We start from the raw sequence: 14,590 nt of genomic DNA on the forward strand, positions 1-14,590 counted from the left end.
GCCCCGGCAAAAAACTCGCTTTGCCCGATTCGGCATTCTGATAAAATGTGATAGATTTCACATTTTATTAAACCCTTAAATCGGTGCGGTCAGAAGCCTCGTCGCCCGACCCCATTGCATTCGGGCCGGCACCGCAACCGCGCAGTTTCATTCGCATGCTTTCTCCCCTTGATTTCACCCGCGCCGATCCCGATCGGGTCGCCCGTGCTGCCGACGAGCTGCGCAAGCATGCCTGGCCGGTGGCGGAACGCCCCGATCCGCCGAAGGCCTTCTATCTCACTGTGCGCACGAAGTACTTCATCGTGCTCGGCTGCTCGCTCGCGTGGACCTTGCTCAGCATAGGCCTTTCGCTGCCCTGGCTGCGCGAGCTTTCGCGCGTGCTCGGGTGGCCGTTGGCGCTGTTCGTGATCGCGTTCATCGCCTACTTTCCCGGCTTCATGAACGCGTTTCTCGTCGGCACGATCCTCGCCGACCGCCGGCCGCAGCGGCGCACGGCGATGCGCTATCCACCGGTGACCGTGCTCGTTGCCTGCTACAACGAGGGCGCGAGCATCCGCGATACGCTCATCAGCCTGAGTCACGAGGACTACCCGGGGCTGCTCGAGATCATCGTCATCGATGATGGATCCACCGACGCCAGCCTCGACATCGCGCGTAGAACGGCAATCGGGCTGCAGCGTGAGCGTCTGCGCATGCGCGTCCTCGCGATGCCGAAGAACGGCGGCAAGGCAGCGGCGCTCAACTACGGCCTGGCGCACTCGACTGCGGAGCTGGTAGCCACCGTCGACGGCGACTCCTGGCTATATCGTTCGGCGCTGCGCCACCTGATCGACCGTTACATGAGCGATCCGCCGGGCACCGTCGCCGTCGCCGGTGCCGTGTTCGTGCGCAACTCGCGCAACAACCTGATCTGCAAGATGCAGGAATGGGACTATTTCCACGGCATCGCCGCGGTGAAGCGCATGCAGAGCATGTATCACGGCACGCTCGTTGCGCAGGGTGCGTTCTCGGTTTACACGCGCCAGGTGCTCGAATCGGTCGGTGGTTGGCCCGAATGCGTCGGCGAAGACATCGTCGTGTCCTGGTCCATTCTCGAACAAGGCCATCGTATCGGTTACTGCGAGGACGCCTGCCTGTTCACCAACGTGCCCGAGACGGTCAAGCAATTCGCGCGGCAGAGGCAACGCTGGTCACGCGGTCTGGTCGAGGCATTCCAGCGCCACTGGCGTCTGCTCTTCCACTGGCGCATGACCACGTTGTTCATCTGGTGGAACCTGCTGTTTCTGCCGATGGATCTGGTTTACACCTGCGCCTTCATCCCCGGCGTTGTGCTCGCCTGCTTCGGCCATTTCTACATCGCCGGACCGATGACGCTCGCGGTGCTGCCGTTGGCCGCGTTCTGGAACGTCGTCATCTTCGACCGCCAGTCGCGCATGTTCCGCCGCCAGGGCCTACGCGTGCGCCGCAGCTGGCGCGGCTTCTTCCTGTTCGCCGTCGCCTACACGCTGATCCTGCAGCCGGTGTGCGTATGGGGCTACGTCAAGGAATTTTTCAAAATGCGCAAGACCTGGGGCACCAAATGAAGCGCTGCCTATGCCTGCTGTTGTTCGCGTTGACGACGACGCTGCGCGCCACGCCGGCGCTCGACGCGCAGACCTTCTACTCATCGGACGGAGCGGGTTTCGATTCCTTCAAGCAACTCGCCGGTTTCGATTTCCGCTTTCGCGACCCCGAGCACTATCTCGGCATCGCCGCGCAGCGTGCACGCTATGAAGGGCCCGGCTTCGACGCTGGCTACAACCGCCTCTATTTCGACTATGCCGACAGTCACGACAACGGCGGCGGCACGAGTTGGAAATGGAACGCACTGCTCGGCGGTGACGGCCATACCTGGCTCGGCAACGCGGAAATTTTCCGCGAGCATGCCGACGGCGGCCGCGACGATGTTTTCCTCGAGCGCGACATTGTCGAGACGCGCGGGGGAACGACGCAAGGCATCTACTACACCCTGCTCGGCATCGCCGAGGACTTCAGTTTCACCCCGCACTGGAGCGGCACCGGCCTCATTGCCGTGCAGGATTTCAGCGGCGCCAACACACGCGCGATCTTCAAAGGCCGCCTCGTCTACGTGCTGTCGGAAGACTGGGGCATCAGCGCGCAACTGCGCACACGCTGGTTCCGCGACTCACATCCCTACGAGTACGACTACTTTTCCCCGCGCTGGTACGGCGAATGGATTCCCACCTTGCAGTTGCGTAGGTTCTACGGCGGCAATCAATTCCGTCTCGCGCTCGGCTACGGCCGCCAGCGCGCCTCGGATCGCGATTGGCAGGCGACCAAACTCGCCGAGATCGGCTGGACGTCGCCCAAACGCGGCGCCTGGTACGCGAAGATCGATGCCGGTTACACGAATACACCGGTCAACACGGGCTACGCGTACGCGTACCGTTATGTCAATGCCCAGTTCGTGCTGCCTTTCCGTTGACCCGCGGCCGCATTGCGCGACCGCGGATCGGTGCAATCACTTGATCAAGCGCAGGCTGATCGGATAGCGGTAGGCCACGCCTTCGTTGGCCTTGACGGCGGCGACGATCATCAGCACGAGCCAGGCGACGCCGGCGATGATGCCGACCGGAATCGCGATCAGCAGGCCGAGGCCGAGCGTGATGATGCTGAGCACAAGCAGCGCCAAACCGACGATCGCGAGCGTGATGTTGAAATTGAGCGCCTCCTTGGCCTGATCGTTGACGAAGGGCAGCGTGTCCTTCTTGATCAGCCAGATCACCAGCGGACCGATGAAGCAGCCCCAGGCGAACATGTGTCCGGTGACGATCGCGCCGAGGAGCGCGGAGAGGTGCGCGAACATTGCCCATTGCCGCTCCTCCGCGCTCGGCGTACCGGAGGGTGCCGGCGGCGGAGTTACGATGTCGTTCGGTGCGGGACCGTTGCTCGGAGGAACGTCGTTCGGCGGAACGCTCATGCGAATCTCCTGCGTGGTTGAAGGCGCGACCAGTTTGGTTCGGACCCGCGGCGAGAGCAAGCCCCGAAGGTCATGCTTGAATTCACGAGCGTGCGCTGCATCTGCCGCGCCGGCTATTGTCCGGCGATCGTCATCCGCTCGACCAGGATCGATCCGGTCAGCACATGCGAGCGCGGATCGACATCGGCGCCGATCGCAGCGATGCCGCGGAACATCTCGCTCAGATTGGACGCAATCGTGATGCCTTCGACCGGATACGCGATCACGCCGTTCTCGACCCAGAAGCCCGAAGCGCCGCGCGAGTAGTCGCCGGTGACGATGGACACGCCCTGCCCCATCACTTCGGTGACGAGCAGGCCGGTGCCGAGCTTGCGCAGCATCGCTTCAAAATCGTCTTCGCCGGTCTTGACGACCAGATTGTGGATGCCGCCCGCATTGCCGGTCGACTCGAGGCCGAGCTTGCGCGCCGAGTAGCTGCCGAGTACGTATCGTTCGAGAACGCCGGCGCGAACCAGGGGGCGTTCGCCAGTCGCCACGCCTTCGCCATCGAAGTTGCCCGACGCATGCCCGCGCGGCAGGCGCGGTTTCTCCACGATGTCGACGAATTGTGGAAGTATACTTTTACCCGCATGATCGAGGAGGAAGCTCGACTTGCGATAGAGCGCCCCGCCTGACACCGCCGAAACGAGATGACCGATCAGGCTGCGCGCGACTTCCGGCGCAAACAGCACGGGCGCCTCGCGCGTGGTCAACTCGCGCGCGTCCAAGCGCGCCAGCGCGCGCTCGGCCGCCTTGCGCCCGATCGCGGCCGGATCGCCGAAATCGCCCTCGGCGCGCACCGATTCGTACCAGTAGTCGCGCTGCATGCCCGCCTCGTCACCGGCGATCAGCGCGCACGACAACATGTGCCGCGTGCCGCGCTCGCGGCCGACAAAGCCGGCCGAGGTGGCGAGCACCGACAGCGACTCGCCGGCCTGTACCGAGGCACCTTCCGAATTGGTGATGCCCCGGTAGGCACGCCCCGCCGCCTCGATCTCGATGCCGAGACGAATGGCGTCGTGTGGGTCGACGCGCCATGGATGCCAGAGATCGAGATCGGGAAAATCCTTCGCCAGCCGCGTCGGATCAGCGAGCCCCGCGCAGGGATCCTCCTCGGTGTACTTCGCGATCGCGCAAGCCTGCTCGATCGTCTTCGTGATCGAATCGGCCGCGAGATCAGCCGTGCTTGCCGAGCCCTTGCGCTTGCCGAAATACACAGTCACGCCGAAGCCGCGGTCGCGCGAATGCTCGACGGTTTCGACCTCGCCCAGACGCACGCCGACGTTAAGCCCCGAGTCGATGCTCGCGCCGACTTCGACCTCGCTCGCGCCGGCCGCGCGGCAGCGGCGGATCACGTCCTCGGCAAGCGAAGCGAGGCGGTCGAGCTGGGCAACACTGTCGTCCTGAGATGCGACTGGGGAATCCTGGATTGCGACGTTCACTCGGCAGTTCCTTAGTTCGATCGGCTATTATCTGTTATATGCAGATCGGCGAGCACGAACTCAATCCATCCGGGCCGGAACAAGACGATGAAGGCCCCAGCCGCAGCCAATTGCGCCGCGAGGCGCTGGACGTGCTCAAGCTCGCGCAGGCGCTGGTCGATCTGACCGATGCCCAGCTTGGCCAGGTCCCGCTGGGCGACGATCTTCTCGAAGAGGTGCGGCGCGCGCGCGCGGTGACGCAGCAGATCGCGCGCAAGCGGCAGACCCAATTCCTCGCCAAGCAGATGCGCAAGCTCGATGATGTCGACGTCGACGCCATCCGCGCCGCGCTTGATCACGACCGCAACAACATCCGCCGCGAAGCCGCGGCCCTGCATCGCGTCGAACAATGGCGCGACCGCCTGCTCGAAGGCGACGACGAGACGCTCAACGAATTCATCGCTCTGCACGCGCAGGCCGACCGCCAGCACTTGCGTACCCTCGCGCGTCAGGCGCGCATCGAGCGTGAGCGCAACAAGCCGCCTCACGCAGCACGCGAGTTGTTCCGCGCGCTGCGTGAAGCGATGGACGAAAGAGGGAAAGGCTGAGCGCGTAACGAATGCTATTCAGCTGGTCCAAATCGTTTCGTTTTCAGCCCAAAAACTCTCGCTCCAGACCAGGATTCACAGGCAAGGCCGGATTAGGCTCGCGCCCCGAATCACGCAAGCTCGAACCGATCCAGGTTCATGATCTTGCCCCAGGCGGCCACGAAATCGTCGACGAACTTCTGCCGCCCGTCGGCGCTGGCGTAGACCTCCGCAATGGCTCGAAGCTGCGCGTTCGAGCCGAAGACGAGGTCGACACGAGTGCCGGTCCACCGGAGCTCGCCCGTCTTGCGATCGCGACCCTCGTACACGTCATTCGCCTCCGAGGCCGGTTTCCATTCGATCGCCATGTCGAGCAGGTTGCGGAAGAAGTCGTTGGTCAGCGCCTCCGGCTGTTTCGTGAAAACGCCGTGCTTGCTCTGCCCGACGTTGGCGTTCAATGCGCGCAGGCCGCCGACGAGCGCGGTCATCTCGGGCGCAGACAACGTGAGCAGTTGCGCCTTGTCGACCAGTAACGCTTCCGCGGGAACGGTGTACTTGCCCTTGAGGTAGTTGCGGAAACCGTCCGCGATCGGTTCGAGCACGGCGAACGACTCCACGTCGGTCTGCTCTTGCGAGGCATCCGTGCGCCCCGGCATGAACGGCACCGTCACTTCGCGACCGGCATTCTTCGCCGCCTGCTCGACGCCGGCGCAACCCGCGAGCACGATCAGATCGGCGAGCGAGACTTTCTTGCCAGCTGACTGCGCGGCATTGAATTCGCTCTGCATGCCTTCGAGCGTGTTCAGCACCTTGGCCAACTGCTCGGGTTGATTGACCGCCCAATCTTTCTGCGGTGCGAGGCGAATGCGCGCGCCGTTGGCGCCGCCGCGTTTGTCGGAACCGCGGAACGTCGATGCCGATGCCCATGCTGTCGACACGAGCTGCGATACGGAGAGACCGGAGGCGAGAATCTTGCTTTTGAGGGCAGCAATGTCCTGCGCATCGATCAACTTATGATCGACTTGCGGAGTCGGATCCTGCCAGATCAATTCTTCGTCCGGCACTTCCGGTCCGAGATAGCGTGCGCGCGGGCCCATGTCGCGGTGGGTCAACTTGAACCACGCGCGTGCGAACGCATCGGCGAACTGATCCGGATGTTCCATGAAGCGGCGCGAAATCTTTTCGTAGGCCGGATCGAAGCGCAGCGAAAGGTCCGTCGTCAGCATGGTCGGTGCGCGACGCTTGGACGAATCAAACGCATCGGGAATGGTGCCCGCGCCAGCACCATTCTTGGCGACCCATTGATGCGCGCCGGCCGGGCTCTTGCTCAATTCCCATTCGTAGCCGAACAGGTTCTTGAAGAAGTCCCCGCCCCATTTCGTGGGCGTCGTGGTCCAGGTGACTTCGAGGCCGCTCGTGATCGCATCGCGTCCCTTGCCCGTGCCGAACGTGTTCGCCCAGCCGAATCCTTGCGCTTCGAGGCCCGCGGCTTCCGGCTCAGGCCCGACATGCGATGCGGGTCCGGCGCCATGGGTTTTGCCGAAGCTGTGGCCGCCGGCGATGAGGGCGACGGTCTCTTCGTCGTCCATCGCCATGCGTGCGAACGTCTCGCGGATATCTCGCGCCGCCGCGACCGGGTCGGGATTGCCGTTCGGCCCTTCCGGGTTCACGTAGATCAGTCCCATCTGCACGGCGGCCAGCGGATTCTCAAGCTCGCGATCGCCTGAGTAGCGCTTGTCGCCCAACCAAGTCGTTTCCGCACCCCAATACACATCTTCGTCCGGACCCCAGGCATCGATGCGACCGCCACCGAAACCGAACGTCTTGAAGCCCATCGATTCGAGCGCGACATTGCCGGTCAGAATGATCAGGTCGGCCCAGGAAATCTTGCGGCCGTATTTCTGCTTGACCGGCCAGATCAGCCGGCGCGCCTTGTCCAGGCTGACGTTGTCCGGCCAACTGTTGAGCGGCGCGAAGCGTTGCTGCCCCGACCCGGCGCCGCCGCGGCCGTCGGCGGTGCGATACGTGCCGGCGCTATGCCAGGCCATGCGAATGAAGAGCGGACCGTAGTGGCCGAAATCCGCCGGCCACCAATCCTGCGAGTCAGTCATCACGGCGAGGAGATCCTTCTTCACTGCGGCCAAGTCGAGGCTCTGGAATTCCTTCGCGTAGTCGAAGTCCTCACCCATCGGATCGGACTCGGCCGGATGTTGCTGCAGGATTCTCAGGTTCAACTGGTGCGGCCACCAATCGCGGTTGGACACGCCGCCGCCAGCGGTGTGGTGGAACGGGCATTTCGACTCGGACGACATGGAGTTCTCCTCAAGAGTTGATGCGAGGTCCAGTCTGGCGCGCCACCTTCAATAGATCAAATTGTCATTTCTGATAACTTCCATAGGAATGACGTATCGAAAGCGTCACGTTGGCCACCTGGAAGTCTGCAGATGAAGAAAACATTGCCATGACGGTATCGAAGCATGGCTGCCGTGGCAGGGCGAAATGATCGCGGCAGCTCCAGGCACGTCCGCGCGTTTGCACATAAAAAAAGCCCGCTGGAAAGCGGGCTTTGACGTGCTAGTCGACTCTTGAGGAGTCGCAAATTCTGATGGTGCCGGAGAAGGGAATCGAACCCCCGACCTACGCATTACGAATGCGCCGCTCTACCAACTGAGCTACTCCGGCACGGAGCCGCATAGTTTAGCTGCACGAACCTCTTCGATCAAGGACGCCGGTTCAGCAGCAGCTTGCCACTGCGCTGTCGGTCATTGCTGCCGCCGACAGAAGCTACGAATGTCGCTCTCGCCTGCGGCCTTTTCCTACACGGCGGCGCGCAATCCGTGGATGGAGCGATTCTGCGCAACTCCCTAGCATGTCGCCGTCCCTGAGAGCCAGGAGATCGACATGCAAGCCATCCGCACTACGCCACAGACCGGCTTCACCCTCGTGGAACTGGTGTTCGTCGTCGCCATCGTCGCCGTGCTAGCCGGTGTCGCGAGCAGCAGCGTCGCCGCCGCGATTCACGCCGCGCGCGGCAGCAACGGACTTGCCAGCTTCGTTGCCTCGCTCACCCGTGCACGCAGCAGCGCGGCGAACGCGGGCGTGGAGATCGTGCTCTGCCCGAGTCTCGATGGTGCGGCCTGCGCATCCGGCGATCATTGGGAGAACGGCTGGATCGCCTTCGCCGCCACGCACGGCGGCAGCGAGCGCCAGCCGGGCGACCCGATCCTCCTGCGCCAGGAAGCGCTACCGCCGAAAGTGCACCTGGTCAGCACAAGCGGGCGCACGCGCATCCACTTCCAGCCCAGCGGCGGCAGCGTAGGCAGCAATGTCACCTTCACGCTTTGCGACGGCCGTGGGGCAGCGAAGGCGAGTGCTTATGCGATGGGCAACAATGGCAATCTGCACCCAACGGCTTCAAACCCTGCGAATGTCGCCGAGGCATGCACCAGCTCATGAATACAGCACAAAATCAGAGATTGCACGACCCGTACGTATAGCTATAGCTAGTAGTTGTCTGGCAATTATTGCCAGCGTTATTGCAGGTAGTCGACGTAGTTAAATTACAGGTTCCTGCGACGGTGTAACTGTTGGTCGTGTTCTTAGTGAAGCCGATAGTGATCAAATCGGGACTGCTCGAATTGGTACTGGAAATTGCCGAAACAGGCAGCGTAACTGTCTGATTTGCTGTCAACCCATACTGACTGGTACCGCCCGCACCAGCTGCAACAACGGAATTCCACCCTGAAGGCGACGCACCAGCAGTCAACGCCGTTCCGTTCACCGAAACCGACGAGACGTCATAGACGAAGCATTGCGTTGCCACCACTGGTGCGCAGCCGGTACCAGTACCCCCCGAGCCGTTTATCTGCTGGTTATATTTTTCCACAGTCAACTGTACGCCTGCTTTGGTCGTACCAACTGGATTGGTCGATACCGGAGATACTGAGTTTGGCGTAGTGGAATAAGTCGTCGTGCAATTGTTCCCATTGCCATTGCAACTTTGGGTGCTAGTAACCCCGCCGACGAACAGGATCGAATACGTCGTTGTGCTTCCGCTCTTCGTACTCGTCTGGTAGATCTGCGGAGCGCCACTCCCGCTACTATTCAACGACGTCGAACCGAACCATCCAGTGACATTCGGATCGAGACTCGTCAATGAATTCGTGGCGATCTGTGGCAGACCACTCAAGGCCACATTGAAGTAGATCGAACCACTGCTGCCACCACTTGTCGCGCTGCTGATCGTGAATTGCCTCTGGTCGGTCAACGTCGTGCTGTAATCGTACGGGGAAATTTGCGGATTCGCCGTGTTGAGGATGCCGGTCAGGCTGGTATTGCCCACTCCGACAGTGCCTACCGCATAGGCACTCGCACCATTGGTCGTGCTCACAGCGCGTACGGTGCCACGGCTCGGATTCGCTGGATTGAACGCAGCGGTCGCCGTCGCCAGGTTGGGAAAGTTGATGATCGACGCCGGTGTCGAGGTCCACGTCGACAATTCGGTCATGTTCACCGTGGTGAAGGGAATTACCGGAAGAACGCAGTCCTCGACTTTTTTCTGGTCAGTCGTGCTCGTGCAGCTGGTGAAGGCATTCTTCAACGCCGTCACTGCCTCGGTCTCGAGATGATCAATGAACAGACCGCGGGTGTACACGAACCGGTTGTCCGTGGACGCGGTCGTGATCGATACCGAGGACGGGCTGAGACTGTAGCCGGCCCACAGGCTCGCCGGCGCGCCGCTGACTTGTGGGCTCGAGCTCGCCGCGTACGGGCCCGTTCCCGCCTGCAAGCTTGTCAGACTGGCGTAGAGGTAGTCCTTCACGAAAGAAGCCGCGCTCGTATCGGTTGCATCACCCGCATATGCGGTTTCCGCGGTAGAGGTCGGCAGTGGGCTGGTTGCGGGGCTGCTCACCGTGCTGGGCGAAGTCGTATTGCAGGACGTGGTTATTCCCGCGGCGACCTCGTTGGTGCAGGTGTCCGTAGTGAGGTTGCCATAGAAATAGTTGTGGAGATCGGTCGCCGTCGCATACGAACCGTTGACGCGAATCAAGCGGCAGGCATTGTCGAAGGAACCGCTTGTAACAGCGGTGAACGTACCGTCGCCGTTATTGACGTAATGCTTAAAATCGTTCGAAAAATTGTCGTACTTGACGGTATCGCTCGAACTGTCGTTGCGATCGCGACAGCAGGTATCGCAATCGGTGTCATTACTAGTCGCTGTGGAGTCGACGCCGGTCGTGGACGAAGTTTGATTTGCCACCAACGCGGGAGAAGTATACTGATAGCCGTTCCAGTACGTCGGCCGGTACGGAGCCGCCGTGACTGTCGCCAAGGAGGAATTCGAGCCCGAAACGTTCGTGGCGCCGCCGTAGGCGCACTTGCATTTGACCACCTTCGTATCCACGCGGTTGTTGATAACGTAACCGCCGTAGGTACTTGTGGTCGACTGATACGTCATCGTGCTGAAGGTGGTACCCGTATTGGTCGTGACCGGAGCCGGGTTCGTCGCCGCGGCATTCTGGCTCGTGCTGATGGCAATCGGAATGACGCCTGGACTGTTCAGATTGTTCCCGGGATTGGCCTGGCGCACGACCGGAGAAGGGATGTCGGCCGTCGTGGGAATGGTTTGCGCTGCCAAGGTATTTCCGATATCGAGCGAAGTGCCGCTCAAAGTCGTGTCGTAGACGAGCGAGCGCGATTGCCCCAGCGAGTCCTTCCAGGTCGTCGTGACGGTCACGGCCGCGTACGAGATCTGCCCCCCGTAAGAGCCGGCGGTTGTAGCTTCCGTGAACGTATTGCCATAACCATCGCCATTGAAAACCCTCGTGGAAATCGAGGTCGACAAATTGCTTACTCCAGCGGCCTGTTGGGCACAATAGGCTGCCTTGGCCTGGCTGCTCATATCCGGGCACGTCGTCGATGTTGCCGGACTGATCGTACTTGAACCTGCTGCGACCGTACCGTATCCGCCTGAACGCATTTGTTCGACCACGCCCTGTGCGTAGGCAGCGATCGTGGAACGTGCCCGCGCATCGGCGGCATTGCGCGCTAATGTGCCTTGGAATACCCCGAGCGCAAGCAATCCGGTTGCAAGCACGATGATCGCTATGAGCACGTCGATCATCGAAAACCCGCGGAGCCTTCCAAGCAAGGTCACTCTAATCGGCTTCGTAGTCACGGCGTATTCTCCGTCAATAGGCATAACGGTCTGTCCAGGAAGCTGGTAATGCCGCTGGAGTCTTCAGCGACGGCAACGTCTTAAGAGCGCCCATTACCGCCGTGCTGTAGACGATTGAAGAGGACCCGTTGAGTTTCTCGCCTGTTCCCTGGATCACGACCGACCCATATATCGTCCCGGTCGAATTGCTTCGAAAATCCGCTGCGCCGCCATACGATGTCGAGGAACCCGCTGCAGTGGTATCGCGTATAAACACCAAACCGAAGACTGTCGCCTGCTGCAAGGTCGCCGACCCGTCCTCGACGAGAATGACGGGCCTGTCCGGATAGCCGATCTGGGAAACCGAATTGAGGCAAGTCCCGGTCTGGTCCCAAATCAGCCCGCCGGTGGAGGCCACGCTGGAAACCAATTGCGAGCAACTCGTAACGCGTTTTGCGGGGTCAATCCAGTTTTTTTGTGTAGCATTCAACGGAAGGATAAACAGCGCGTTTTTGTACAGATAGGCTTCGTCGTATCCAATGACGTGGCCACTGCCTCCATCGGCAAGAACCACCGTCTCGGATTTGTGGTACTCGCAAAAACAATCGGTATTCTTGACCGTGCCATCCAGGGAGGTGCATGCGGAATTTGCGGTTCCCGGAGACTGTACTTGGAGATCATCCCAGGCATGGACGTGGAAGATGAAATAGAACAGATCGCAGGGAAATTCTTTTGCGTTGACGTTGTAATTCGTCTGACATTTGCTGGGATCGGTGCTGCAGGCGCTATCGACGCCGACGATCTTGCCGGACAACTTTTCATTGCAGCCGCCGACCGACTGGTTGGTAAGAATGTCCGCCCCCATTCCCAGGTTGCCTGAGGCCGCGGAAATGGAAGCGTTCGGATCGCTGGAATTGCTGCTGCACGAACACGCCTTGTTGCCACTGCCCGTGCAGATCGGCACAGTGGAGGTCGAACCGTCGTGGTTCGTAGCGAAACTGAAGGTGCCGCTTGTCGCGCGCATCCAATTGCCCATGAAGCACGTGTTTACCGTACCCGCTCCTTGTTCGGTCACACACTGCGGCGACCACACCGTGACCGGCACGCCCGTGCCCCCGGCATTGGGCGCCGTCACAAAGGTACCGTTGCCGGTAAGATCGATGGTGCCCGACGCAGTAATCGTGGGTGCATTCGCCGCCCCCGCTGCCCCGGGGCTCAGGCCGAACGAGGTACTCAAGGTGCTGCTCGCAGACTCGCCAGCAATACTGCCTACCGCGGTCACGGTAAAAATGAATGTACCCGCAGATTGGGTTGCGTCAGCCGTGCACTCCGTCGGATCCGCAACGGTAACCCCGGCTGCGGTGGTAACCCCGGGTTGTTTAACGATGCACAACAACGCTCCGACCCCGTAATTCACCGTAAATCCATTGCTGACAGTGCTCGTCAACTGCGAACCGATAGGCAGCGAACGCGAATCCATCGCGCTGCTCGAGCCGGTCACGCTGTACCCCGCTCCGCCGCTGTAGTAGTACATGTTGCCACGCCGCCCAAGGCCGCCAGGGCAACTGGTCTGACCGTTGGATGTGTTGCCTTTTGAATCTGCGCTTGACGTCGCGCTGGCGCACTGCGGAACGGCGCCGCACGGATACGACGTGTCCGTGGCGGTGCACCGGGTCCATAGGGCAGCGCTAGTGGCATTGGTCAAGTCGGTTTTTGTCTGATTGTTCTTGATCCACTCCGTGCCCTGCGCAAGCGCCGCTTCGAGCGTCTCATGCACGACCCGCGCGCGCATATCCGCCGCTGAAGTGCGCTGGGCAAAAACCCCCACGTTCATCGCGAACAACGCCAGCAAGGACGCAAGGAGAAGCAGGATTAGGACGACGATCAGGGTCGTACCTCTCTGCGAATCTTTTTCCATGCGTGCGCAACGGCTGTCTCTGTTCATATTCAATTCCTCGAACCCCTCATGAGTTTCGGCTCTACTGCACTGCCCCGGACCGAACAAAAATTGGTTGCGCAAAGCTGTGAGTGATCGAATTGGTGTAGCTGTCGCCGGAAAGCAGTTTTCCCTGCAATCTCAAATCAATTTCGGAGCAATACGGGAGCGTTCCCGCCGCGCAGGAAAACGTCAGACCGTAGTCACCAGATGTTGGACTTGTCAGTCTCAGCTGAGACGAATTCAAAGTCGTGACCGTTCCCAAAGTCGTGGAAGGACCGGATGAGCCACAGCTCACCGGAGCTGCCGTAGGCGGGCAACCGGTCCCTGCAGTACAGGTGTAAGTTGCCATCACCACTGAATTCCCGTTCAACCCGATCGCGCGGTAGTTATAGGTTCCCGCGAGATCACCACCGCTGAGATTCGGGTCACTCAACGTCGAATCCTGATATCCGTAAACCAAGCAGGTACCATTCGAATTGTTTGCAGTGATCTTGGTGCCTGAACTGTTGTACAGATTGATCGCATCGAACGTACCGGTCGTCGAGGTCGCCGTACCGACGTTTGAAATTGGGTCGTGCAGTCGCCGGGCCCGTTTGATCTCGTCGGTAACCACGGAGGCGAGTGAACGCAATTCTTGATTGATGCGAGTGCCTTGAATCGTCTCTGAATTGGCCTTGTTGATCGCCACAACGAGACCGATCGCCCCTGCCACGACGATCATCCCAACCACGACCGCAACCATCAACTCGATCAGCGAAAACCCGCTTACGGACAGTTTGTGCGGCGGGCAGCGGCGTATCAACATGATGGATACCCCGATACAAACGAGCTGCTGCTCGGCACGCAAACATTGGTCTGGCCGAGCGGCGAAACAGTAATTTGTGTCGAAAAATTACCAATCGCGACCACGATGGTCGGCGTAGTATTTAGGATGCTACCGCTGGAATCCGTAACGGCCCCCAGCTTGGGATTGAATGTCACTCCGCCGTTGGTGTTTGAAGTATAGGCGATACCGCCATTTGCAGTTGTGATCGTCACTCCGGAATATCCGCTCGAGGACACCAGTGCGCTGCCACCGTCCACGAGACAGGCAACGGTGGTCGCGGTGCAGTCGCATGGACTGTTCGCCAAAGTCAATGCATCCCCTGAACCTGAAACGGGACCCGCTTCCGCAATCGCGCCTGCGCACCAGGACGTCTTGTTGACGGAAACGTTGATCTGCCGCTGGAGCTTCACCGAATTTATGCGCGATGTGTTCAGCAGATTGACGATATCGTCCGTCGCCCCACGTAGGCGCGATTTCTTGATCAGACTGGAAAAGCTCGGTATCGCGAGCGTGGAAAGGATCACCAGCACCGCCAATGTGACCATCAGCTCGACGAGAGTGAATCCAGTTTGCTGTCTATGACGCATAGACACCCCTTACTCCGATTGACCGCGATTCTAGCCATCTGATTTGAGGCTTTC

Annotated in this window: 11 protein-coding genes and 1 tRNA gene; 4 read left to right on the forward strand and 8 right to left on the reverse strand. The window is 60.6% G+C overall.

Annotated features, from left to right (window positions below; all coding sequences use genetic code 11):
- The first annotated feature begins 155 nt into the window (after positions 1 to 155).
- A complete protein-coding gene (locus F455_RS0100605; RefSeq protein ID WP_018971313.1) occupies positions 156 to 1,583 on the forward strand; it encodes a glycosyltransferase family 2 protein in 1,428 nt (475 codons plus the stop codon).
- Entirely contained in the window at positions 1,580 to 2,485 is a 906-nt protein-coding gene (locus F455_RS0100610; protein WP_018971314.1) for a hypothetical protein, read from the forward strand. The genes F455_RS0100605 and F455_RS0100610 overlap by 4 nt, the downstream gene beginning before the upstream one ends.
- A gap of 36 nt (positions 2,486 to 2,521) precedes the next feature.
- Here the strand turns inward: F455_RS0100610 and F455_RS19210 are convergent, their stop codons facing one another.
- Entirely contained in the window at positions 2,522 to 2,980 is a 459-nt protein-coding gene (locus F455_RS19210) for a DUF4870 domain-containing protein (protein WP_018971315.1), read from the reverse strand.
- Positions 2,981 to 3,093: 113 nt separating this feature from the next.
- On the reverse strand, positions 3,094 to 4,461 hold the full coding sequence (pmbA, locus tag F455_RS0100620) for a metalloprotease PmbA (RefSeq protein WP_018971316.1): 1,368 nt from the start codon (positions 4,459 to 4,461) through the stop codon (positions 3,094 to 3,096).
- 38 nt (positions 4,462 to 4,499) lie between these two features.
- On the opposite strand from pmbA, the gene yjgA reads away from it, so the two are divergent.
- Positions 4,500 to 5,048 carry a ribosome biogenesis factor YjgA gene (yjgA, locus tag F455_RS0100625; RefSeq protein ID WP_018971317.1) on the forward strand — a complete coding sequence of 183 codons (549 nt, stop codon included), beginning with the start codon at positions 4,500 to 4,502 and terminating at the stop codon, positions 5,046 to 5,048.
- A 110-nt stretch (positions 5,049 to 5,158) separates the two neighbouring features.
- Here yjgA and katG read toward each other — a convergent pair whose 3' ends face one another.
- Both katG and F455_RS0100635 read right to left on the reverse strand, forming a co-directional pair.
- Positions 5,159 to 7,339, reverse strand: coding sequence for a catalase/peroxidase HPI (gene katG / locus F455_RS0100630; protein ID WP_018971318.1), 2,181 nt, complete (start codon positions 7,337 to 7,339; stop codon positions 5,159 to 5,161).
- A 294-nt stretch (positions 7,340 to 7,633) separates the two neighbouring features.
- Positions 7,634 to 7,709, reverse strand: a tRNA-Thr gene (locus tag F455_RS0100635).
- Positions 7,710 to 7,928: 219 nt separating this feature from the next.
- On the opposite strand from F455_RS0100635, the gene F455_RS21680 reads away from it, so the two are divergent.
- Positions 7,929 to 8,483 (forward strand): GspH/FimT family pseudopilin, encoded by a 555-nt coding sequence (locus F455_RS21680; RefSeq protein ID WP_018971319.1) that lies wholly within the window; start codon positions 7,929 to 7,931, stop codon positions 8,481 to 8,483.
- A gap of 13 nt (positions 8,484 to 8,496) precedes the next feature.
- On the opposite strand, the gene F455_RS0100645 is transcribed toward F455_RS21680, so the two are convergent.
- The 4 genes from F455_RS0100645 to F455_RS21685 all read right to left on the reverse strand — a co-directional run bounded on the left by F455_RS0100645 (position 8,497) and on the right by F455_RS21685 (position 14,536).
- Positions 8,497 to 11,151, reverse strand: coding sequence for a PilV family protein (locus tag F455_RS0100645; protein ID WP_018971320.1), 2,655 nt, complete (start codon positions 11,149 to 11,151; stop codon positions 8,497 to 8,499).
- Between the two features lie 67 nt (positions 11,152 to 11,218).
- On the reverse strand, positions 11,219 to 13,129 hold the full coding sequence (locus F455_RS0100650) for a hypothetical protein (RefSeq protein ID WP_157578358.1): 1,911 nt from the start codon (positions 13,127 to 13,129) through the stop codon (positions 11,219 to 11,221).
- A gap of 34 nt (positions 13,130 to 13,163) precedes the next feature.
- Complete coding sequence (locus tag F455_RS22320) at positions 13,164 to 13,928, reverse strand: prepilin-type N-terminal cleavage/methylation domain-containing protein (RefSeq protein ID WP_083918738.1); 765 nt, start codon at positions 13,926 to 13,928, stop codon at positions 13,164 to 13,166.
- On the reverse strand, positions 13,922 to 14,536 hold the full coding sequence (locus tag F455_RS21685; protein WP_083918739.1) for a prepilin-type N-terminal cleavage/methylation domain-containing protein: 615 nt from the start codon (positions 14,534 to 14,536) through the stop codon (positions 13,922 to 13,924). The genes F455_RS22320 and F455_RS21685 overlap by 7 nt, the downstream gene beginning before the upstream one ends.
- Between the last annotated feature and the right edge of the window lie 54 nt (positions 14,537 to 14,590).

It is taken from the genome of Rudaea cellulosilytica DSM 22992 (genome assembly GCF_000378125.1).
GTDB lineage: Bacteria > Pseudomonadota > Gammaproteobacteria > Xanthomonadales > Rhodanobacteraceae > Rudaea > Rudaea cellulosilytica.